The sequence below is a fragment of the Planotetraspora silvatica genome, from assembly GCF_016863315.1.
Taxonomy (GTDB): Bacteria; Actinomycetota; Actinomycetes; order Streptosporangiales; family Streptosporangiaceae; genus Planotetraspora; species Planotetraspora silvatica.
Genome location: NZ_BOOQ01000028.1, coordinates 156747 through 177840, shown reverse-complemented (window position 1 = coordinate 177840; position 21094 = coordinate 156747). Strand labels below are relative to the sequence as shown.

The following is a 21094-nucleotide window of genomic DNA, read 5'->3' as shown; positions in this document are numbered from 1 at the left end:
GGCCTCGTTCACCGTGAACTCCGGTACACAGATCACCGCGACGGCACCCAGTGGTTCGGGTCCCGTCCACGTCACGGTCACCACGCCAGGGGGGACCAGCCCGGTGAGCGATTGCACCGCCTACACCTACGTGGGGACCCCCGTCGTCACGGCCCTGAACCCGAATCAGGGACCGGCCGCGGGAGGCAACTCGGTCACCATCGCGGGCTCGGTCTTCACCGACGCCACCGACGTCTTCTTCGGCGCCGTGCGCGCCCCCTTCTCGGTCGTCTCCGACACGCGGATCGTCGCCACGGCGCCGGCCGGCACCGGGTCGGCCCTCGTCACGGTCGCCACGGCCGGGGGTGCGAGTTCCCCAGGGATCCCCTACACGTACGTATGACCCTCGTCCTCAGCCGTGGACCTGCTCGCCGTCGACGAAGGTCATCCGTGCCCGCACCGTCCAGATCTCGGCGGGGTCGAGCGTGAAGGGGTCACGGTCGAGCACGACGAGGTCGGCCGGGCGGCCTTCCTCGATCACGCCCGCGGGGGACCTGTTCAACCAGGCCGAGCCGGCCGTGTACGCGTTCATGACCGTCCTGAGGTCGATGCTCTGGCCGGGCAGGAAGGGGGTCTGCGCGGTCGGGTAGGACGCGTGGACCGAACTGCCCGGCTCGGTCCGGTTGACCGCGACGTGCATGCCCTGGATCGGGTCCGCCGACGAGACGGGCCAGTCCGAGCCCGCCGCGAACCGGGTGCCGTGCCGTACGAGATCGGCGAAGGGGTACTGCCAGGCCGACCGCTCCTCGCCGAGGAAGGGGATGCACAACTCGTCCATCTGGGCGTGGTGGGTCGCCCAGAGCGGCTGCAGGTTCGCCGTCACGCCGAGCGCGGCGAAGCGCGGCACGTCCTGCGGGGTGATGATCTGCAGGTGGGCGATGTGGTGCCGGTTCTCCGGACGCGTGCCGGACAGGGCGTCCAGCGTCTCCCGTACGGCACGCTCCCCGATGGCGTGGAAGTGGACCTGGAAGCCGAGGGCGTCGAGTTCCTGGACGTAGCCCTTGAGTAACCCGGGGTCGACGTACGACAGGCCGGTGCCGCCGCAACGGCAGTAGGGCTCGATGACGGCCGCGGTGAAGTTCTCCGCGATGCCGTCCTGCATGATCTTCACCGCTGTGGCGTGGAACCGGTCGAGCCCCTCGGCCTTCGCGCGCCGCTCGACGAGGTCGGGGATCTGCTCGGCGCCTCGCGTCCTGTCCCACCACAGGGCGCCGACGACGCGCGCCTTCAGGCGTCCGGCGGCGGCGGCCTCGATGTAGGTGGGCAGGTTGTCGTCCGATCCGGCGTACGAGCCGACGATCGCGTCCTGCCAGCCGGTGATCCCGAGCGAGAAGAGGTACGCCTGGGCGTCGAGGAGGGCCGCGTCGGCGTCGGCCGGGGTCGGACGCGGGGTGAGCAGGCCGACCAGGTCCATGGCGCCCTCGTGCAGGACGCCGCTGGGAGTGCCGTCGGGGTCGCGCTCGATGCGGCCGTCGGCGGGGTCGGGGGTGTCCCGGGTGATCCCGGCCACCTCCAGCGCGCGGGTGTTGACCCAGGCGGCGTGGTGGTCGCGCTGGATCAGGTAGGCGGGCCGGTCGAGGAAGTCGAGCTGGGATCGGTGGGGGAGACCGTTGGGGAAGGCCGACATGTCCCAGCCGCCGCCATCGATCCACTCCTTATCCGGATTTGTCGTGGCATAGTCGGCTATCTTCGCCACGTACTCGTTCAGGCCGTAGATCTCCGACAGTTCGCACTTCGCCCGCTCGAGTCCCGCCTGCACGGGGTGGATGTGGGCGTCGGTGAACCCCGGTGTCAGCAGGCCGCCTGCGAGGTCGACGGGCTCGGCACCGGGCGAGAGCCGTACGAGATCGGACTCGGCGCCGACCGCGGTGATGAGGCCGTTTCTGACGAGGACCGCCTCGGCGAAGCCGTCCGGGGTGAAGGCGCGGCCGCCACGGAAAAGGATGTCACTGCTCACAGGCCTGGTGCCCTTCTGGGTGGTGCGAACTGCATGATCACGAGTGGTGTTTTCTCAGGTCAGAGTAGTCGGCGCCGAATCCGCGCATGATCACGATCGGCGTTCGGCGAGGTCATCGGCCCCATCTCCGAAGGTGTGCATGATCACGGTGAAAAGAGGTCAGTGGCCGGTGATTTTGTTGGCGATCTTGGCGAGGGCGGACGTTCTGGTCATTCCCCGGTTCTCGCGGGCGTCGGCCAGGCGGTAGAGGCGGTACATCGAGTGCACACCGAGCCAGCGCAGGGGCTCGGGCTCCCAGGCGCGGACACGCCGGTCGACCCATGGCAGCGCGGTCAGCTCGGTCTCCCGCCTCAGGACGAGGTCGCACAGCGTGCGCCCGGCCAGGTTCGTGGTGGTCACCCCGTGCCCGGTGTACCCCCCGGCCCAGCCGAGGCCGGTCGTGTGGTCCACGTGGACGGTCGCGCACCAGTCGCGCGGCACGCCGAGCACGCCCGACCACGCGTGCGCCACCCGCGACGAGCCGACGGCGGGGAAAAACGAGGTGAGCAGGTCCCAGAGGGCGTCGACCGTCCAGGCGTGCGTGTGCCCGCGCTCGTCGACCTTCGATCCGTAGAGGTACGGCTTGCCCCGGCCGCCGAAGGCGATGCGGTCGTCGGCGGTCCGCTGGGCGTACATGTAGTAGTGCGCCATGTCGCCGAGCAACTCGCGGCCCGCCCAGCCGATGGAGTCCCACACCTTCTCGGGCAGCGGCTCGGTGACGATCATCGAGCTGTTCATCGGGAGCCAGTCGCGGTGATGTCCGGGGATGGTCGCGGTGAATCCCTCGGTGCACCGCAGCACGTGGCCGGCGGTCACCGTGCCGTGCGGTGTGACCGCCCGGCCGCGGGCGATCTCCGTCACCGGCGTCCGCTCATAGATCTCCACCCCCAGATCCCGTACGGCCCGGGCCAGCCCGCGGGCGAGCTTGGCGGGCTGGATTCGGGCGCAGTGGGGACTCCACGTCGCGCTGACGGCGCCGTTCACCCGGAGGCGCGCGTCCATCTCCTCAGGGGGGAGCAGGCGTACGTCCTCCTCGGTCCAGCCCCAATCCCGCTGCCAGGCCAGGTCCTCCCGCAACCGTCCGGCCTGGGCCGCGGACCTGGCCACGGTGGTGATGCCGCCCTTTACGATGTCGGCCTCGATGCCCTCCTCGGCGGCCACCCGGACCACCTCGTCGACCGCGCCGAACATCGAGCGCTGCAGCCGCCTGGCCGCGTCCGGGCCGTGGGTCTTGGCGTACCTCTCCGGCGTTCCGGCGAGCGCGCCGGTGAGCCATCCGCCGTTGCGCCCGGACGCCCCGAAGCCGGCGAACTCCTTCTCCAGCACCACGACCCTGAGCGACGGCCTGGCCTTCTTCAGGTAGTAGGCGGTCCACAGGCCCGTGTAGCCGGCTCCCACGATGGCAACGTCGGCCTCGATGTCGCCCCCCAGGGGATCGCCGGGCACGGGGAGTCCGAGCGAGCGATACCAGAACGACACATCACCGTTGACGAAACCCGGAGAAAGTGGAGCACTCATGGTGGACATCCTGCTATATCCGTTCTGTCCGGTGCATCACGCGACGGAAGTCGTTGGCCAATCGCGATGATTATGCGGATAACCGCAGTCATATGAGCGTCCATCCATCCGAAACGGCCAGCTCACTGTTGCGTAGCAATCGTGTAACAGAGGTGCGTCAAGCTGGGGTCAGCGCAACGGAGGGAGCGGCACCGATGGGGTTCTTACGGGTCCGGACGACGGTCGACGAGCGGCCGGGACGTCTCGCCGCGCTCGCGGCGGCCCTCGCCGAGAAGGGCGGGAACATCCTCGGCCTGTCCGTCCAGCCGGATACGGACGGCACGGTCGACGAGTTCGTTACGGAGATCCCGGCCTCGCCTGACGTGGTGCGTGAGGCGCTGGAGGCCGCGGGAGGCCGCCGGGTCCAGGTCGTGCCGGCCACGGCACACGAGTTGACCGACGAGCCGACCCGCGCGCTGCTGCTCGCCGCCCGGCTCCGGTCGATGCCGTGGCGGCTGCCCGAGGTCCTCGGGGAGTTACTGCGGGCCGACGACTCCCGCTGGGTCTACGGAGCCGACCCCGGACGTCCCCGAGGGGACGCCGAGGCCGGGGATCTGCCCGACCCCACCCTGCTGGTCGTCCCCGTGGCTCCGCGCCGGGCGATCCGGCTCCGCCGTGCCGGGCTGCCCTTCACCCTGACCGAGGCGGCCCGGGCCGCCGCTCTCGTACGGCTCGCGCAGCCGCCCGCCGAGGTCGCACCCACCGAGGGGCCCCTGCGACTGGCCGACGGCGCAGAGGTGCTGATCAGGCCCCTCACCTCGCTCTACCGGGAGGCGCTGCGCGACCTGCACGAGCGCTGCTCACCGGAGACGCGGCGGTTCCGGTACTTCACGGCCATGCCGACGCTCCCGCCGAGGGTGTTCGACCGGCTCTGCGACCGCAGCCGCGGCCACTCGCTGGTGGCGGGGCACGACGGTCAGGTCGTGGCGGTGGCCTCCCTGATGTTCACCCCCGATCCGGGCATCGCGGAGATCGCCTTCCTGGTCGAGGACCGCTGGCAGGGGCGGGGCATCGGCACCGCGATGGCCCGCATGATCATGCAGGAGGCGCGCGACCTCGGGTTCGCCGAGGTGCGGGCGAGCCTGCTGTTCGACAACGCCCGCATGCGCAGGCTTTTGACCTCCCTCGGCGCGACGCTCACCCACACCGAGGATCCCGGTGTGATGGAGGCGCGGATCGCCGTGGGTGTGATGGCGGCTTCTTCGAGCTGAGCCGTCACATGTGATCCATCCTGGTCCGGTGAGGCTCAGGGAACACCGGGCCAGGATGATCACTCAGCGGAGCCGGGAGGGCCGGGGTCCGGCGGCGCGTTCATCGCGTCGAGGCGGCGCTCGATGCGTTCCACGGCCTCCTGCAGCCGGTCGACCTTGGCCATGAGCGAAGGCCCCACAGTCGGGAAGGCCCCGGAGTGGCCGCCGGCTTCGCGCTGGAGCCGGGTCTCCTCGATGACTTTCTGCCGCATCCGGTCGAAGTCCGCCCCGCGCGCGATGAGCAACCGCGCGCCGGCCCCGCCGCCTTCTCTGATCAGGCCCAGCAGGATGTGCTCGGTGCCGATGTAGTTGTGGCGGAGGTTCAGGGATTCGCGGAGCGAGAGCTCGAGGATCTTCTTGGCCCGCGGGGTGAACGGGATGTGCTCGCCGGGGCTCGGGGAGGAACCCGTGCCGACCATCTCCCTGACGTCCTCGCGCAACGCGTCGAGTTCGACGCCCTCCTCCTGGAGGATCTTGGCGGCCACCCCCTCGCCCTCGTGGACGAGGCCGAGCAGGACGTGTTCCGAACCGATGTAGCGGTGGTCGAACATCCTCGCCTCCTCCTGGGCGAGAAGCACGACTCGGCGGGCTCGGTCGGTGAAGCGCTCGAACACGGGAGGCCTCCGTCGTTGGCGGTGCTTCCACTATGCGTCAGGAGGACCCCTGGACGGTGGCGCGAACCGCTGAGAATGCTGTTCCGGCTTGGTGGGGACGGCGTGCCCTTGTGCGGGACGGTGAGGACACGGTGGCGCGAGGGCCGCGGGACGGTGGACGTGGGGCACCACGACGGGTACAGGTGGACCCATGGATCTCGACGCGGCAGCCGACCGGTTGTACGGCCTCGCGCCGGGCGAGTTCGTCGCCGCCCGTGACGCCCTGGCCAAGGAGGCCAAGACGGCCGGAGACGCGGCGCTCGCCCGACAGATCTCCGCGCTGCGCCGCCCCACGGTCGTCGGCTGGGCGGTCAACCAGGCCTCGCGGCGGCACCCGGAGGAGCTCGACGAGTTCCTCGACGTGGGCGCGCGCCTCCGCGAGGCCTGGCGGAGGCAGGACGCCGAGGCCCTGGCCGCCCTCACCCAGGAGCGGTCGGCGGCGACGGCCCGGGTCGCCCGTCTGATCCGGCAGGACGCGGAGGCGGACGGGCAGCCGCTCTCGGGAACGGCCGGCACCGAGGTCGAGCAGACACTGGACGCCGCGGTCGTCGACGAGACCGCCTCGGCGCAGGTGCGGCAGGGACGGCTGATCCGGGGGCTGAGCTACAGCGGCTTCGCCCCGGCGCCGGTGGTCAGGCCGGTGCGGGCGCACCCTGCGGAGACCGGAGCCGGCGCCGGAGCGCTCCCGAGTGGACGGCGTGCCGGTGTGCCCTCGAGCGAACGGCGCAAAGGTGACGGCTCTACCGCGAAGGAGAGGGCCGCGAGGGAGAAGGCCGAGCGTGAGCGCAAGGAGCGGGAGAAGGCCGCGTCCGACGCCCGGAACGCCGCGGCCGAGGCAGGGGAGGGCCACTCGTCCTGGGAGGCCGAGCTGTCGGAAGCCGTAGGGGAGCACGACCGGCTGGCGGACAGGGTGGCCGAGCTTTCCGGCGAGCTCGCCGCGGCGAAGGACCGGCAGGCCGCGGCGCGGCACCGGCTCGACGTGGCCAGGCGCGAGGAGGACCGCGCCCGGCGGGCGGCCGAGTCCGCCCGCCTCCGCGCCGACCGGGCCGAGGCGGCGCTCAGGGATCTTCCGCCCGCTGAGGACTGAGCCACGCGAAGCGCCTCAGGGGGACAGCGGCATCGGATCGGCGCGGGCTCCCGAGAGGGACAAGGGCCTCGGATTGACGCGAGCTCCTGAGAGGGACAGGGCGATCGGATCGGTGCGAGCTCCCGCCCGCGGGAAAGCCGTCCCGGCCTGGGCCTGCGGGGATCCCCCGTGTGGGGGAGGCGGTTCCCATCGTGAGGGGAGTCGCGGAAACCGTCCCGCGGCGATCGTGAGATGTGCACACCGCACCTCCCACGAAGGGGCTCGCCATGGCGATTCCATCCATCAGTCCATCCGATCCCATCAGTCCATCCGATCCGGTCACCGGCCGGCCGGCCGCCGCCGGCGCATCCGGCGCAGGACGCCGGAGACTCGACGGGGGCGCCGCGCCGCCGGATTCGCGGCGAACCGGCTGGGCCGGCTACGCGGCCGTCGCCTGGACGGCGACGTACGGCATCCTCGCGCTCGTCTGGACGTTGACCGGCAGCGGATTCCCGTTCGGGGGCGACGATCCCATGGCCCTCCTCCACGGCATCCGGCCGGAGGTGGGCGCCCCCGTCTTCGCCGCCGTCCTGCTGGCCGCCGCCGTCGCGGCCCTGGCCATGGCCGGGCGGCATGCCGTACGGCTGAGTGGCGCGCCACGGGCTCTCCTGCTGGGTTTCGGGTACACGGTGGCCGTCGTCCTGCTGGCGGTCGTGCCGAGCGCAGACGCGCTGGCCCTGACCGGATACGCGCCCATGCTGATCATCGGCGCCCCGTTCGGCTGGCCGCCGGACGTCGACTACGCGCGCGTCCTCGACTGGACGCTGGCCAACGAACTGTGGTGCATGGCCGGGGGCTACCTGCTCGGGTTCGCGGTGTTGTCCTGGCAGCGCCGCAGTCGCGGGGCCTGCGCCCGGTGCGGCCGCCGCGGAGGCGCGGCCGACCACGCGCGGATCGTCACGTGGGGCCGCCGGGCGACACTGGTCGCCGTCGTGGTGCCGCTGTTCTACGCCGCGAGCCGCCTGTCCTGGCTGGCGGGCGTCCCTCTCGGCATCAGCGACGAGATGTTGCGCTCGTTGCGTGACAGCGGAGGCGTCTGGGCCGGTGCGGGACTCGGGGCGTTCGCCGTCGTCGGCGCGATCCTGACCCTCGGGCTGATCCAGCGGTGGGGTGAGGTGTTCCCGCGCTGGATGGTCGGCCTGGCCGGACGGCGGGTGCCGATCAAGCTCGCGGTGATCCCGGCGGCCTATGTCGCGCCCATCGTCGTCTCCGCGGGCCTGAGCATCGCGACCTCGGCCAAGATCTGGCACACACCCGGATACAGCAAGCTGCTGGTCGTCACGCACATGTTGTGGCCTCTGTGGGGAGTCGCCCTGGCACTCGCCGCCTACGCCTACCACCTGCGGCGGCGCGGGGCCTGTGCCACCTGCGGGCAGGGGAGCGCTCAGCCCGCGGGGCTGATGAACCCGGACTCGTAGGCGACGATGACCGCCTGCGTCCGGTCGCGGGCGCCGAGCTTACCGAGCACGTTGCCCACATGCGTCTTGATCGTCTCGGCCCCCAGCACGAGGGCCGAGGCGATCTCGGCGTTGGACAGCCCGGTCGCCATCAGCCGGAGGATCTCGGTCTCGCGCTCGGTCAGGCGGGCCCGGCGGAGCCGGTCACCGGCCGGCCCGCCGGAGCCGTAAGCGGCGGCCAGGCGCCGGATGGCCGCGGGGAAGACCACCGACTCCCCGCCCGCCAGCACCCTGATCGCCTCGACCACCTCGGCCGGCCGGGTGCGCTTGAGCACGAACCCGCTCGCGCCCGCGCGGAGCGCCTCGTACACGTAGTCGTCGTTCTCGAAGGTGGTGATGACCAGCACCTTCGGCGGCTCGCCCGACGAGGCCAGCAACCGGCGGGTGGCCTCGATGCCGTCGATGGCGGGCATCCGCACGTCCATCAGCAGCACGCCGGGCCTGGTGCGGGCGACCATCGCGGGCACCTCCGCCCCGTCGGCCGCCTCGCCCACCACCTCGAGGTCTGGCTGCGCGTCGATGACGACCCGGAGCCCGACCCGGATCAGCTCCTCGTCGTCGGCGATCGCCACCCTGATCGTCATGACCGTCCTCCCGTAGGCAACCGCACCGTCACCCGCCACCGCCCGTCTTCCGGCCCGGCCGTCATGGTGCCGCCGAGCAGGCGCACCCGTTCGCGCATCCCGTCCAGGCCGTGGCCGCCCTCCCTCGGCCGCTCCGGACGCGTGACCGGATTGGCCACGTCGATGAGGAGCAGGTGGCCGTCGACGGTGATCCGCACCGCCACCGGCACCCGGCCCGCGTGGCGCAGCGCGTTCGTGAGGCTCTCCTGGACGATGCGATAGCCCTCACGCGACACGGTGGCGGGCAGGCCGTCCACCGGTCCCTCGATCTCGGTACGCACCTCGACGCCCGTGCCGCGCGCGTGGGTCGTCAGCCCGTCGAGGTCGGCGAGCCGGTGACGCGGCGCACGCTCGGCGGCCTCGCCGTCCCTGAGCATGCCGAGCAGGCGGTCGAGGTCATCGGCCGCCGCGCGCCCGGTGTCCTCGATCGCGGCGAGGGCGCGGCGTGCGAACGCCGGATCGTCGTCGAGCACCTCCCGTGCGGCCGCCGCCTGCAACGTGGTCACCGTCAGCGCGTGACCGATGGAGTCGTGCAACTCCCGGGCCAGGCGGTTCCGCTCGGCGAGCCGTACGGCACCGGCCTCCAGGGCGGCGATCCGCTCGGCGGGCGACGGGCCGAGCAGCACCGGGGCCATGATCGCGGCGAGCGCTCCCAGCCCGGCCACGGCGTAGCCGACGCAGACGATCATCACAGCGCCGAGCAGCGCCAGCCAGCCGGAGTCGTGCTCGTCCAGCGGCCCGAGCCGCAGACCGGCGAGCGACTCGCCGCCGATGCCGAGGAGCTGCCCGATGAAGAGCACGGCCGTCGTCAGGGGGATGAGCAGCAGCGCCGCCACCAGGCCGCCGATCGTGAGGTGCATCGTGAACCACAGCGCAGCACGCAGCCTGGTGTCCCCCGCCTCGCGTACCGGCTCGGCCGTCGCGGGAGGGTCAGGCAGGGAGACGCCGAGCAGCGAGCGCGCCGCCACGATCTCGAGGGCTCGCGTGCCCCGCAGGAACGGCGGCACCGCAGCGACCACGAGTGCGACGGCGAGCACGAGCAGGGTCAGCTGCAGGGGCATCTGCGGAGCGGTCAGCAGCTGCGCGAAGGCCGCGCCCACCAGCACGTACGGCAACAGCAGGACGGCCCCGAGCAGCAGATGGACGCCGCGCCGGTACGTCGTGCCGCTGACGAGCGGGCCGACCAGCACGCGGATCCTCACCCGAGTCATTCTGGCCGAAACCGCGCCGACAGCGGCTCGAGCGGCCTCAGCGATTGCCGGTCGGGTTGTTGAGCTGCGCCACCGCGGTCTGGAAGTCGCTCACCCACTCCGAGGTCTCCTCAGCGGTGATGACCGAGATGTCGGACATGAACGACCGGAGCAGCGCAAGGTAGTCGTGCACCGACGACTGGTCCGGGCCGATGGCGTCGCGGGCGTTCATCGCGGCCCAGTCGAGCTGGAACTCCACCAGCCGGTGCTGGATCCGCTGCGTGGTCACCATGTCGCGCATCCACCCGGACGACAGGCCGAGGAAGTGGTCGAAGGCGATGCACACCGCGGCGGCGGCCAGCAGCACATAGCCCCAGGCGAGGCTGCCGTCGGAACTTCCCGCCGTCGCCAGGGGTTGGAGGGCACCCGCCGCTCCGAGCACGATGGCGAGGCCGCGCAGGATCCGCGCGGCCACACGCTTGCGGACCCGGTCGGCGAGGTACCAATCCGCGTTCGCGATCGCCCTGGCCTCGGCGCCGGCGTACATCTGGCGCAGAGCCTCCTCAGGAGCGCGCCACTGCTCCGGAGCGAGGAGGGGAAAGGGGGGCACGTCTCGCCGCCCGCGGCGATCCGGGACACTCGGACGCGTCCGCTTCACGGGGTCAGGACGCTCAGCGGCCTCCGTGCGCGGCTCAGGTCGCTCGGCGGTTTCCGTGCGCGGCTCAGGTCGCGACCGGTCTCGGGTGGTCGAGGGCTCGTCGGGCATGGTCACTCGTCTCCCGCGGCAGGGGCCGCCACAGCCATGCCGGCGGGGGGTCGCACCGGCGCGGCCATCATAGGGGAGATGCCGGACGGAGACCCCTATCACCCATGGTGACCTGCGGGAATGAGTTTTCGGCACCCGCGCGTAGACGTTGCGTTGAAGGTCTGTCTGCCATCGTGGATCGAGGGGTGATGGCATGGACGGGATCGCCGACATGGGGGGCACCCGGGGGTGGGGCCCCACTCATCCGCCGAGGATCGACGAGCCGGTCTTCGAGGAGCCATGGCAGGGCCGGGCGTTCGCGCTGGGGATCTTCTCCATCCCGGTGGCCGGGTGGAACGTGGACGCGTTCCGGCATGCGACGGAGCGTCTGGACCGAACCGCCTACCTGGACGACGGCTACTACGGCCGCTGGCTCAACAGCGCGGAGCTGATGCTCACCGAGAGCGCCATCCTGGCGCCGGCCGCGATCGACGCCCGGGCCCGCAACCTGCGTGGCGAGCACGTCGAGGAGCCGCCGATCCCCGAACCCGCCAGGCCCGACTACGCGCCGACCGCCGAGGGTTCGCTGCGAACCGTGGACGTGGCCCCGGCCTTCGCCGCGGGCGAGAGGGTGCGTGCCAGGGACATGTCGCCGCCCGGGCATACCAGGCTTCCCGCCTACGCGCGCGGGCACACCGGAGTCGTCGACGTCGTCCAGCCGGCCGAGGTGCTGCCGGACACGAACGCCCACTTCTTGGGTGAGAACCCGCAGCACGTCTACTCGGTGCGGTTCGACTCGCGTGAGCTGTGGGGTGCCGGCACCGAACCCTTCGCCGTCACCGTCGACCTGTTCGAGAGCTATCTGGAGAAGATCGCATGACTTCCGACGGATCCGCGGAACGCCTTCCACCGGCGCTGCGCACCGAGGCTCTCGAACAGCTGCTCACCGAGCGGGGCCTGGTCGACCCGGACGCGATGGACAGGCTCATCACCCAGTACGAGACCAACGTGGGTCCGCTGAACGGCGCCAAGGTGGTCGCCAGGGCATGGACCGACCCGGCGTATCGGCGGCGGCTGCTCGACGACGGGACGGCGGCCATCGCGGAGCTGGGCTTCGGGGGACCGCAGGGCGAGTACGTCGTCGTGGTGGAGAACACCGCGACCACCCACAACGTGGTGGTCTGCACGCTGTGCTCGTGCTATCCGTGGCCGGTGCTCGGCCTGCCGCCGAGCTGGTACAAGGATCCCGCCTACCGCGCGCGGATGGTCCGGGAGCCGCGCACGGTGCTGTCCGAGATGGGCCTGGAGCTCCCCGGTGACGTGGAGATCATCGTCCGCGACTCCACCAGCGAGGTGCGCTGGCTGGTGCTCCCCGAACGCCCGGCCGGCACCGAGGGCCTGACCGAGGAGCAACTCGTTCCACTGGTCACCCGGGACGCGATGGTCGGCGTGGCCAGGGTCGAGGCGCCGTGAGCGCCCCGCTGAACGCCGAGGGCCCGGCCGCGCCGCCCCGATCCAACGGTGAACTGGTGTTCGCCGAGCCGTGGGAGAGCCGGGCGTTCGGCATGGCCGTCACCCTGTACGAGACAGGCGTGTTCACCTGGCCGCGCTTCCAGGCGGCGCTGATCGCCCGCATCGCGGCCTGGGAGGCCGCACCGGCAGAGGACGAGTGCTGGAGCTACTACCGGCACTGGCTCGGCGCGCTGGAGGACGTGCTGGCCGACGGCGGCACCGTGTTCGCCGGCGAGGTCACCGCACGGGCCCGGGCACTGGCCAGTCGCCCCACCGGCCACGACCACCCGGACGGCCACGGCCACGGCCGCCCGCACTGACCAGCACCCGCCATGGAACGGACCCGGCCCTGGGGCCGGGAGCGCCGGAGATCGTCTTCAGGCCGCGCCCGAAGGCGCCCGCCCCGTGTGCGAGCGATACGTCAGGGGGAGGCGATGCGGCCCAGCGTGGACGGGATCTTGGCGGCGGACGCCCGGTCGAGCAGGAAGAGCGTGCCGTGCCGTCCCCTCGCTCCCGCCGCGGGGACCTGCATCGGGCCCGCGGTCGACAGTGCCAGGTGGACGGCCTGCGCTTTTTCCCCGCCACCCGCCACGACCCACACCTCACGGGCGGCGTTGATGGCCGGGAAGGTGAGCGAGATCCGGGTCGGCGGCGGCTTGGGCGAGCCGTGCACCGCGACGACCGAGCGGTCCTTCTCGTAGAGCGCCGGCTGTCCCGGGAACAGCGAGGCGACGTGGCCGTCCGGCCCCATGCCGAGGAGCAGGAGGTCGAACTGCGGCACCGGGCCGTGGTCCTCCGGCCTGGCCGCCTTCGCGAGCTCGATGGCGTACGACTCGGCCGCCTCCTCGGGGGACAGGCCCGAGTCGGGGCCCGGCATCGGGTGGACGCGGGCCGGGTCGAGGTCGACATGGTCGAGCAGGGCCTGACGGGCACCCGTCTCGTTGCGCTCGGGGTGACCGTCGGGGAGGAAGCGTTCGTCTCCCCACCAGATGTCGAGCGCCCGCCAGTCGATCGCGTCGCGGGCCGCGGTGGCGGCCACGGCGGCGAGCGTCGCGATGCCGACGGTGCCGCCGGTCAGCACGACGTGGGCCGACCCGCGGGCGGCCTGGGTGTCGACCAGCCGGGTGATCAGGCGGGCGGCCGCCGCCTGGGCGAGCACCTCGGCGTCGCGGTGGACGATGACGGTGGGAACGCTCATGACGATTTCTCTTTCACGTGCGTGGTGGCCGGGGAGCCCGTGCGGACTCCCCGGCCGCGGGTCAGTGGGCGGACACCTTCGCCAGCTGCTGGATCGCCGAGAAGTAGGTCTCGTCGGGGTCCAGCCGCCGGAGTTCCTCGGCGAGCAGTTCCGAGGTCGGCCGGCGGGTCAGGGCGACCCGCCGGTCGGGCTGGCCGGGCTTCGACAACGTCGCCAGGCGGGCGTCGGACCTGCTCACCTTGAGCTCACCGCCGCTCGCGAGGGCGAGCCGCACCGCGGTGAGGCCCGGTCCCGGGGACTCGGCGACCTCGACGGCGGCGCCCAGCCGCTGCGACAACCACGCCGCGAGCAGCAGCGCGCTGGGGTTGCCGGCGGCGGCCTCCACGACCCCCGACTCGATAGCGCCCACCGGCTGGTCGAAGGCCGCGGCAAGCAGGCTCCGCCACGGCGTCAGCCGGGTCCAGGCCAGGTCGGTGTCCCCGGGGACGTAGCCGTCCAGCCGCGTGGTGATGGCCTTGACCGAGTCCCGCGCCGCGCGGGAGTCGGTGATGCGCCGGCTGGCGAGCTTCCCGACGGAATCCTCCGCGGGAACCGCGGGGGAGCCGGCCGGCCACCAGACGACGACCGGCGTGTCGGTGAGCAGCAGCGGCGTGATGACCGAGTCGGCGTGACCGGTCAGCTTGCCGTAGAGGCGTAGCAGCACGATCTCGCCGGGGGAGGACTCGCCCACCCTGATCTCGGCGTCGAGCCGGTTGCCCTCGGCCGGGTCGCGGTTGATTACCACGAGTATGCGCGAGGGATGCTCGCGCGCCGCGTCGGTCGCCGCCCGGACCGCGTCGTACTGCCCGGCCTCGTCGACCACCATCACCAGCGTCAGCACCATGCCGACCGCGGGCGCGCCCATCTGGTGCCGCAGCCGGGTCAGCGTCGAGGAGATCTTCGACGCCGTCGTCTCTGTCAGGTTGAAGGTCGTCACCGTGCGCTCCGCTCGTTCAGCGTTCCTGCCGGATGGCCGGCCGTCGTCCGGGTCACATCCGCCTCCAGGCGCGGCCGTCCCTGGCCAGCATGGCGTCGGCCGAGGCGGGGCCCCAGCCGCCGGAGGCGTACCCCTCGGGCTGGCCGTGCTCCGCCCAGTACTTCTCGACCGGATCCATGATCATCCAAGAGAGCTCGACCTCCCGCTGGTGCGGGAAGAGCGGCGGGTCGCCGATCATGACGTCGAGGAGCAGGCGTTCGTACGCCTCGGGGGAGGACTCCATGAAGGACTCGCCGTAGGCGAAGTCCATGCTGACGTCCCTGACCTCCATCGCGGTGCCCGGCACCTTGGACCCGAACCGCACGGTGATGCCCTCGTCCGGCTGGACCCGGATGACCAGGGCGTTCTGCCCGAGGATCTCGGTGTCGTCCTTGCTGAACGGCAGGTGCGGCGCACGCTCGAACACGATGGCGACCTCGGTCATGCGGCGGCTGAGCCGCTTGCCCGTGCGCAGATAGAACGGCACGCCCGCCCAGCGGCGGTTGGCCACCTCCAGCCGCATCGCCGCGTAGGTCTCGGTGATCGACTCCGGCGGGATGCCGTCTTCCTCGAGGTAGCCGACGACGGGCTCGCCGCCCTGCCAGCCCGCCGCGTACTGGCCGCGGGCGGTGCCGGAGCCGAGGTCGGCGGGAAGCTGGACGGCGCGCAGCACCTTCTCCTTCTCCCGGCGCAGCGCGTCGGCGTCGAAGGAGATCGGATCCTCCATCGCGACCAGCGCGAGCAACTGGAGCAGGTGGTTCTGGATCACGTCCCTGGCCGCGCCGATGCCGTCGTAGTAGCCCGCGCGGCCGCCGATGCCGATGTCCTCGGCCATCGTGATCTGGATGTGGTCGACGTAACCGCGGTTCCAGATCGGCTCGTAGAGCGTGTTGGCGAACCGGAGCGCCAGGATGTTCTGGACGGTCTCCTTGCCCAGGTAGTGGTCGATCCGGAAGACCGACTCCTCGGGGAAGACCGCGTTGGTGATCGCGTTCAGCTCGCGGGCGCTCTGCAGGTCGTGGCCGAACGGCTTCTCGATGACCACGCGCCGCCACGACCCCTCGGGGGCCTTGGCGAGGTCGGTCCGCTTGAGCTGCTCGATCACCGTGGGGAAGAACTTCGGGGGCACCGAGAGGTAGAAGGCGTAGTTGCCGCCCGTTCCCCGCGTCTGGTCGATCTCCTTGAGCATCATCGACAAGACGTCGAAGGCGCCGTCGTCGTCGAACTCGCCCGGGCAGAAGTGGATGCCCTCGCGGATCTGCTTCCAGACCTCCTCGCGGAACGGCGTCCGCGCGTGCTCCTTGACCGCCTCGTAGGTGACCTGCGCGAAGTCCTCGTGCGCCCAGTCACGGCGGGCGAAGCCCACCAGGGAGAACCCGGGCGGCAGCAGCCCCCGGTTGCCCAGGTCGTAGATCGCGGGGAGCAGCTTGCGCTTCGCGAGGTCGCCGGTCACGCCGAACAGCACGAGCACGTGCGGGCCGGCCACGCGGGGGAGCCGCTTGTCGCGGGGGTCGCGCAGGGGATTGACGGCGATCGTCTCCTCGGTCGTGGCGACCGTCGCCACCTGCGCCGCGATCGCGGTCGAAGGCTCGACCGGCGCGGCGGGAATGGTCGTGGGGGCCTGCGGTGTCACGGATACCTCCGGCTCGGCGGTCTCCGCCGGCCCTGTCGGCTCGGTCATGGAGCCACCTCCCTGGCGATTCCTTCGCCAATTACGCATCGCATGGTCAGAGCTCCTCTGCCACCGAGAGAAGGTGCCTGACGCCGGCGACCCGGTCGGTCAGGTGGAGACGTACGGCGGGCCGGCCCCGGGAGGTCAGCGCGCGGAGGTCGCCGAGCGCCTGGGCGAGCTGCAGCCTGCCCAGGGTGTACGGCTTGTCCGGGACCTCGATGTCGTCCGTGATCGCCCCCGTGATCTGAAGGAACGCGCCCACGGCGGGCCCGCCCTTGTGGAACTGGCCGGTCGAGTGGAGGAAACGCGGTCCCCAGCCGAACGTGACCGGACGATCCGTACGGTAATCGAGCAGCGCGCGGAGCGTGGCGATGTCGGCACTCGCCCACTGCTCGGTCATCTCCTCGAACGAGGCGTCCCCGACCGTGGCCGCGTCGAACGCCGCCTCCCGGTCCAGGTACGCCATGATCGCGAGATATCCGCGATCGGGCACGGCCTTCAGCGCCCACCTCAGCACGTCGGCCAGGTCCTTCGGGTGCCCCGGCAGGTCTCCGTAGACCTCGACCGGGCCGTCCGTGAGGATCGGCGTTCCGGTCTGCAGCGGCCCGTCCCCCGCCTCGGAGAGGATCGCGGTGGTGTTCTCCTTCGACTCGGCCACGTTGGGCTGGTCGAAGGGGTCGATGCCCAGAACGCGGCCGGCGACGGCCGTGGCGTACTCCCACACGAGGAACTGCGCGCCCAGCGGCCCGTCGACGGTCCGCTCCCCGTCGCGGCCGATGTTCAGGGTGTACTGGTCGTGGTCCTCGGCCGCCTCGGCGCCGGCCACGGGGAGGATGCCCTTGCCCTGCTTGCCGGTCGACTCGGCGATCAGCTGCTCGATCCAGTCGGGCAACCCGTTGATCTCGGAAAGGGTGTCGAGCAGGATCAGCTTGTCGCGGCCCGCCTGATACTGCGCGCCGAGCAGGGCGCCGAGGTCGAGGCCCGGGTTGCCCTCCGGCTGCGAGAGCAGGCCACGCACCCCAGCGGCGTCGTCGAGCAGTTTCCGCACGTCGGCCCCCGCCAGCGCGCTGGGCACCAGCCCGAACGCGCTCAGAGCGCTGTAGCGGCCTCCGACGTTCGGGTCGGCCAGGATGACCTGGTACCCGGACTCGATGGCCGTCTGCTCCAGCGGTGAGCCGGGGTCGGTGACGACGATGATCCGGTCCGCGGGGTCGATCCCGGCGTCTCTGAAGGCCTTCTCGTAGATCCTCCGGTGACTGTCGGTCTCGATCGTGCCGCCGCTCTTGCTGGAGACCACCAGGAGCGTCCGCTCGAGCCGGTCGTCCAGCGCCCGCCGGACCTGGTGCGGGTCGGTCGTGTCGAGGACCGTCAGCGGCACGTCGTCGGTCGCGCAGATGACCTCGGGGGCCAGCGAGGAACCGCCCATGCCCGCGAGGACCACGTGGTCGAGACCCTGCGCCTGGGCACGCTCGACCAGATTCACGATCTCAGGGAGCAGTTCCCTGCTGGTCAGGGGGAGGTTCAGCCAGCCGAGCCGGATCCTCGCCTCCGCCTGGCTGGGCGCCCCCCACAGCGAGGGATCGCCCGCGGCGAGCGCCGCGGGCACCCCCTCGGCGGCCAGGATCTCCCTGACCGCCTGTACGGCGTCGGCCTCGTGGCCGACGCCAACATCGATGGACATGCGTGCTCAGGCCTTCCGGAGCTCGGAGTCGACCGTCTCGAGGAGCTCGTTCCAGGAGGTCTCGAACTTCTGGACGCCCTCGTCCTCGAGCACGCGGACGACGTCGTCGTAGTCGATCCCGGTGTCCTTGAGCGCGGCCATCACGTTCCAGGCCTGCTGGTAGAACGGACGGATGGTGTCGCCGGAGATCTTGCCGTGGTCGGCCGCCGAGTCCAGCGTCTTCTCGGGCATCGTGTTGACGATCCCCGCGGTCACGAGCTGGTCGACGTAGAGGGTGTCGGGGTAGTCCGGGTTCTTGACGCCGGTCGAGGCCCACAGCGGACGCTGCGGACGGGCGCCGGCGGCGCGCAGGGCCTGCCAGCGCGGCGAGCTCATGACCTCCTCGAAGGCGGCGAACGCGAGCCGGGCGTTGGCGACGCCCGCCTGGCCCTTCAGCGCGAGCGCCTCCGGCGTGCCGAGCTTGTCCAGCCGGGCGTCGATCTCGGTGTCGACACGGCTGACGAAGAACGACGCCACCGACTCGATGCCGGCGAGGTTGTGCCCGTTGGCCTTGGCCTTCTCCAGGCCGGTCAGCCAGGCGTCCATGACTCCGCGGTACCGCTCGAGGGAGAAGATCAGCGTGACGTTGACGCTGATGCCCTCCGACAGGGCCTGCGTGATGGCGGGCAGTCCCTCGACCGTCGCGGGGATCTTGATGTGGACGTTGGGGCGGTCGACCATCCACCACAGGGCCCGGGCCTCGGCGATCGTCGGCTCGGTCTTGCGCGCCAGGCGCGGGTCGACCTCGATGGAGACGCGGCCGTCCACGCCGTTGGTGGCGTCGTAGACCGGCTTCAGCACGTCGGCGGCCCAGCGGATGTCGAAGGTGGTGATCGCACGCACGGCTTCGTCGACGGACACGCCGCGCAGGGCGAGGTCGCGGAGCTGGACGTTGTAGGCGTCGCCCTTGCTCAGCGCGCCGGCGAAGATCGTGGGGTTGGACGTGACGCCCGTCACGGCCTTGTCGCGGATCAGGGCGGCGAGGTTGCCGCTGCGCAGCCGCTCCCGGCTGATGTCGTCAAGCCAGATGGAGACGCCGGCGTCGACGAGCCGCTTCAGGTTCTCGGTCATGGTCTGTTCCTCAGTTTCCGGTCGTCTCGCCCTTGTCAGCCCCGGTCTTGGCCAGGCTGGCCTTGGCGGCGGCCACCAGTCGTTCGGCGGTCAGGCCGAACTGCTCGTAGATCGTCTTGTACGGCGCCGAGGCGCCGAAGTGCTCCAGACTGAGCACTTCCCCCGCATCACCGACGAACTCGCGCCAGCCCAGTGAGATTCCCGCTTCCACGGCGGCCCTTGCCCGGACCGCCGGAGGCAGGACGGTCTGCTTGTAGGCGTCGTCCTGCGCCTGGAACCACTCCACGCACGGCATCGAGACCACGCGCGTCGCGATGCCCTGGGATTCGAGGATCCCGCGGGCGTCGACGGCGATCTCGACCTCGCTGCCGGTGCCGATGAGCACGACCTCCGGCTGCCCGTTGGAGGCGTCCTGGAGGACGTACCCGCCGCGGGCGACCTTCTCCGGGTCGCTGGTGCCCTCGTAGACCGGGAGGTTCTGCCGGGTGAGCGCGAGGGCCGCGGGGCGGTCGTCGTGCTCCAGGATCACCTTCCACGCCGCGGCGGTCTCGTTGGCGTCCGCCGGGCGCACCACGTCGAGGCCGGGGATCGCGCGCAGCGCCCACAGGTGCTCGATGGGCTGGTGGGTCGGGCCGTCCTCGCCGAGACCGATCGAGTCGTGCGTCCAGACGTAGGTCACCGGCAGCTTCATCAGCGCGGCCAGCCGTACGGCCGGGCGCATGTAGTCGCTGAAGACCAGGAACGTGCCGCCGTAGGGGCGCGTGCCGTTGTGCAGCGCGATGCCGTTGAGGATGGAGCCCATCCCGTGCTCGCGGATGCCGAAGTGCAGGGTGCGGCCGTAGGGGTTGCCGGGGAACTCCTTGGTCTGCCGGTCCGAGGGGATGAAGGAGGGCTCGCCCTTCATCGTGGTGTTGTTGGACTCGGCCAGGTCGGCGGAACCGCCCCAGAGCTCGGGGAGGACCGGCGCCAGCGCGTTAAGGACCTCGCCGGACGCCTTGCGCGTGGCGACGGAGGAGCCCACCTCGAAGGACGGCAGCGCCTTGTCCCAGCCGGCGGGCAGCTTGCGGTGGGAGATCCGGTCGAACAGCTCGGCGCGCTCGGGGCTGGTCTCACGCCAGGTCGCGTAGCCCTTGTTCCATTCGGCGTGCAGGTCGCGGCCCCGTGCGACGACCGCGCGGGCGTGCTCGAGCACCTCGGCGGGCACGTCGAAGTGCTTGTCCGGGTCCATGCCCATGACCTGCTTGGTGGCGGCGACCTCGGCCGCGCCGAGCGCGGAACCGTGGATCTTGCCGGTGTTCTGCTTGTTCGGTGCGGGCCAGCCGATGATCGTGCGCAGCCTGATGATGGACGGCTTGCCCGTCTCCGCCCGGGCGGCCTCGAGAGCCGCGTACAGCGCGGGGACGTCCTCCTTGTAGTCGCCGGTCTTCAGCCAGTCGACGTTCTGGACGTGCCAGCCGTACGCCTCGTAGCGCTTGAGGACGTCCTCGGACAGGGCGATGTCGGTGTCGTCCTCGATCGAGATCTGGTTGGCGTCGAAGATCACCGCGAGGTTGCCGAGCCGCTGGTGGCCGGCGATCGAGGCGACCTCGTGGTTGATGCCCTCCTCGATGTCACCCTCGGAGGCGATGCACCAGATGGCGTGGTCGAAGGGGGACTCGGTCGCGGGCGCGTCGGGGTCGAACAGACCGCGCTCGCGGCGGGCGGCCATCGCCATGCCCACGGCGTTGCCGAAGCCCTGGCCGAGAGGGCCGGTGGTCGTCTCCACGCCGGCGGTGTGCCCGTGCTCCGGGTGACCCGGGGTCAGGCTGCCCCACTGGCGCAGACCCTTGAGGTCGTCCAGGGTCAGGCCGTAGCCCGACAGGTAAAGCTGGATGTACAGCGTCAGGCTGCTGTGGCCGGCGGAAAGAACGAACCTGTCGCGGCCCGCCCACTGGGGGTCGGACGGATCGTGTCGCATGACCCGCTGGAAAAGAAGATAGGCGGCGGGAGCGAGGCTCATGGCGGTGCCGGGGTGGCCCGAGCCCGCCTTCTCCACCGCGTCCATGGCCAGGGCGCGCACCACGTCGACAGCCTGCCGATCGAGGTCGCTCCACTCAAGGCTTTCGCTGCTCAACTGCTCGATCCCCTCTTGTTTATTCGCGCTGGGTTGTGGCATTCCCGCCCACACGGGGACCCTAGTGGGTCCGCTGTACTGCCGTTCGGCAGCCCCTCGGTCGGCCGCGAGGCACCTGAGCAGCGAGGCCTCCGGGTGGCGGGACAGGGAGGGCTTT

General features: G+C 71.5%; 19 protein-coding genes. 7 read left to right on the top strand and 12 right to left on the bottom strand.

The features are described 5' to 3' along the window. A partial coding sequence (locus Psi02_RS22315; protein WP_203977147.1) for an IPT/TIG domain-containing protein occupies nt 1-382 on the top strand: 382 nt, incomplete at its 5' end. 9 nt (nt 383-391) lie between these two features. On the opposite strand, the gene Psi02_RS22310 is transcribed toward Psi02_RS22315, so the two are convergent. Both Psi02_RS22310 and Psi02_RS22305 read right to left on the bottom strand, forming a co-directional pair. Next, nucleotides 392-1996, bottom strand: coding sequence for an amidohydrolase (locus tag Psi02_RS22310; RefSeq protein WP_203977145.1), 1605 nt, complete (start codon nt 1994-1996; stop codon nt 392-394). Nucleotides 1997-2155: 159 nt separating this feature from the next. Next, complete coding sequence (locus tag Psi02_RS22305; RefSeq protein ID WP_203977143.1) at nt 2156-3562, bottom strand: NAD(P)/FAD-dependent oxidoreductase; 1407 nt, start codon at nt 3560-3562, stop codon at nt 2156-2158. A gap of 185 nt (nt 3563-3747) precedes the next feature. On the opposite strand from Psi02_RS22305, the gene Psi02_RS22300 reads away from it, so the two are divergent. After that, entirely contained in the window at nt 3748-4803 is a 1056-nt protein-coding gene (locus Psi02_RS22300) for a GNAT family N-acetyltransferase (protein ID WP_203977141.1), read from the top strand. 59 nt (nt 4804-4862) lie between these two features. Here Psi02_RS22300 and Psi02_RS22295 read toward each other — a convergent pair whose 3' ends face one another. Further along, a complete protein-coding gene (locus Psi02_RS22295) occupies nt 4863-5456 on the bottom strand; it encodes a Clp protease N-terminal domain-containing protein (protein WP_203977139.1) in 594 nt (197 codons plus the stop codon). Between the two features lie 190 nt (nt 5457-5646). On the opposite strand from Psi02_RS22295, the gene Psi02_RS22290 reads away from it, so the two are divergent. Then, on the top strand, nt 5647-6582 hold the full coding sequence (locus Psi02_RS22290) for a hypothetical protein (protein WP_203977138.1): 936 nt from the start codon (nt 5647-5649) through the stop codon (nt 6580-6582). 266 nt (nt 6583-6848) lie between these two features. After that, nucleotides 6849-8039: a hypothetical protein gene (locus Psi02_RS22285; protein ID WP_203977136.1), complete on the top strand. Its 1191-nt coding sequence runs from the start codon at nt 6849-6851 to the stop codon at nt 8037-8039. Here Psi02_RS22285 and Psi02_RS22280 read toward each other — a convergent pair. From Psi02_RS22280 to Psi02_RS22270, 3 genes are read right to left on the bottom strand one after another with little or no spacing between them, the layout of a single operon-like run. Then, nucleotides 8006-8662 carry a response regulator transcription factor gene (locus Psi02_RS22280; RefSeq protein WP_203977134.1) on the bottom strand — a complete coding sequence of 219 codons (657 nt, stop codon included), beginning with the start codon at nt 8660-8662 and terminating at the stop codon, nt 8006-8008. The two genes, Psi02_RS22285 and Psi02_RS22280, sit on opposite strands and share 34 nt — an antisense overlap. Beyond that, nucleotides 8659-9903, bottom strand: coding sequence for a sensor histidine kinase (locus Psi02_RS22275; RefSeq protein WP_203977132.1), 1245 nt, complete (start codon nt 9901-9903; stop codon nt 8659-8661). The genes Psi02_RS22280 and Psi02_RS22275 overlap by 4 nt, the downstream gene beginning before the upstream one ends. A 46-nt stretch (nt 9904-9949) precedes the next feature. Then, entirely contained in the window at nt 9950-10501 is a 552-nt protein-coding gene (locus tag Psi02_RS22270) for an SLATT domain-containing protein (protein ID WP_203977130.1), read from the bottom strand. Nucleotides 10502-10850: 349 nt separating this feature from the next. Between Psi02_RS22270 and nthB the strand changes: the two genes are divergently transcribed. The 3 genes from nthB to Psi02_RS22255 are packed head-to-tail and all read left to right on the top strand — an operon-like array spanning nt 10851 to nt 12468. Next, nucleotides 10851-11516: a nitrile hydratase subunit beta gene (gene nthB / locus Psi02_RS22265; RefSeq protein ID WP_203977128.1), complete on the top strand. Its 666-nt coding sequence runs from the start codon at nt 10851-10853 to the stop codon at nt 11514-11516. Beyond that, the gene (gene nthA, locus Psi02_RS22260; protein WP_203977126.1) at nt 11513-12109 is read left to right on the top strand and encodes a nitrile hydratase subunit alpha; all 597 of its coding nucleotides are present in this window, start codon (nt 11513-11515) and stop codon (nt 12107-12109) included. Before nthB ends, nthA begins: the two co-directional genes overlap by 4 nt. Then, a complete protein-coding gene (locus Psi02_RS22255; protein ID WP_203977124.1) occupies nt 12106-12468 on the top strand; it encodes a nitrile hydratase accessory protein in 363 nt (120 codons plus the stop codon). The genes nthA and Psi02_RS22255 overlap by 4 nt, the downstream gene beginning before the upstream one ends. 101 nt (nt 12469-12569) lie before the next feature. On the opposite strand, the gene pgl is transcribed toward Psi02_RS22255, so the two are convergent. From pgl to tkt, 6 genes are all read right to left on the bottom strand, one after another. Next, nucleotides 12570-13346: a 6-phosphogluconolactonase gene (pgl, locus tag Psi02_RS22250; protein ID WP_203977122.1), complete on the bottom strand. Its 777-nt coding sequence runs from the start codon at nt 13344-13346 to the stop codon at nt 12570-12572. 61 nt (nt 13347-13407) lie between these two features. Further along, nucleotides 13408-14322 carry a glucose-6-phosphate dehydrogenase assembly protein OpcA gene (locus Psi02_RS22245; RefSeq protein WP_239095064.1) on the bottom strand — a complete coding sequence of 305 codons (915 nt, stop codon included), beginning with the start codon at nt 14320-14322 and terminating at the stop codon, nt 13408-13410. A 52-nt stretch (nt 14323-14374) separates the two neighbouring features. Further along, on the bottom strand, nt 14375-16042 hold the full coding sequence (zwf, locus tag Psi02_RS22240) for a glucose-6-phosphate dehydrogenase (protein ID WP_203977119.1): 1668 nt from the start codon (nt 16040-16042) through the stop codon (nt 14375-14377). Between the two features lie 46 nt (nt 16043-16088). Further along, complete coding sequence (locus Psi02_RS22235; protein ID WP_203977117.1) at nt 16089-17714, bottom strand: phosphoglucose isomerase-related protein; 1626 nt, start codon at nt 17712-17714, stop codon at nt 16089-16091. Between the two features lie 6 nt (nt 17715-17720). Further along, entirely contained in the window at nt 17721-18824 is a 1104-nt protein-coding gene (tal, locus tag Psi02_RS22230; RefSeq protein WP_203977115.1) for a transaldolase, read from the bottom strand. Between the two features lie 10 nt (nt 18825-18834). Beyond that, complete coding sequence (gene tkt, locus Psi02_RS22225) at nt 18835-20979, bottom strand: transketolase (protein WP_203977113.1); 2145 nt, start codon at nt 20977-20979, stop codon at nt 18835-18837. Nucleotides 20980-21094 lie beyond the last annotated feature (115 nt).

Excerpts from the sequence above, each read along its gene's own strand:
- Psi02_RS22305 (WP_203977143.1), bottom strand. The coding sequence starts at position 3,562 with ATGTCCACCATGAGTGCTCCACTTTCTCCGGGTTTCGTCAACGGTGAT.
- Psi02_RS22300 (WP_203977141.1), top strand. The coding sequence starts at position 3,748 with ATGGGGTTCTTACGGGTCCGGACGACGGTCGACGAGCGGCCGGGACGT.
- Psi02_RS22290 (WP_203977138.1), top strand. The coding sequence starts at position 5,647 with ATGGATCTCGACGCGGCAGCCGACCGGTTGTACGGCCTCGCGCCGGGC.
- Psi02_RS22285 (WP_203977136.1), top strand. The coding sequence starts at position 6,849 with ATGGCGATTCCATCCATCAGTCCATCCGATCCCATCAGTCCATCCGAT.
- Psi02_RS22280 (WP_203977134.1), bottom strand. The coding sequence starts at position 8,662 with ATGACGATCAGGGTGGCGATCGCCGACGACGAGGAGCTGATCCGGGTC.
- nthB (WP_203977128.1), top strand. The coding sequence starts at position 10,851 with ATGGACGGGATCGCCGACATGGGGGGCACCCGGGGGTGGGGCCCCACT.
- nthA (WP_203977126.1), top strand. The coding sequence starts at position 11,513 with ATGACTTCCGACGGATCCGCGGAACGCCTTCCACCGGCGCTGCGCACC.
- pgl (WP_203977122.1), bottom strand. The coding sequence starts at position 13,346 with ATGAGCGTTCCCACCGTCATCGTCCACCGCGACGCCGAGGTGCTCGCC.
- zwf (WP_203977119.1), bottom strand. The coding sequence starts at position 16,042 with ATGACCGAGCCGACAGGGCCGGCGGAGACCGCCGAGCCGGAGGTATCC.
- Psi02_RS22235 (WP_203977117.1), bottom strand. The coding sequence starts at position 17,714 with ATGTCCATCGATGTTGGCGTCGGCCACGAGGCCGACGCCGTACAGGCG.
- tal (WP_203977115.1), bottom strand. The coding sequence starts at position 18,824 with ATGACCGAGAACCTGAAGCGGCTCGTCGACGCCGGCGTCTCCATCTGG.
- tkt (WP_203977113.1), bottom strand. The coding sequence starts at position 20,979 with ATGCCACAACCCAGCGCGAATAAACAAGAGGGGATCGAGCAGTTGAGC.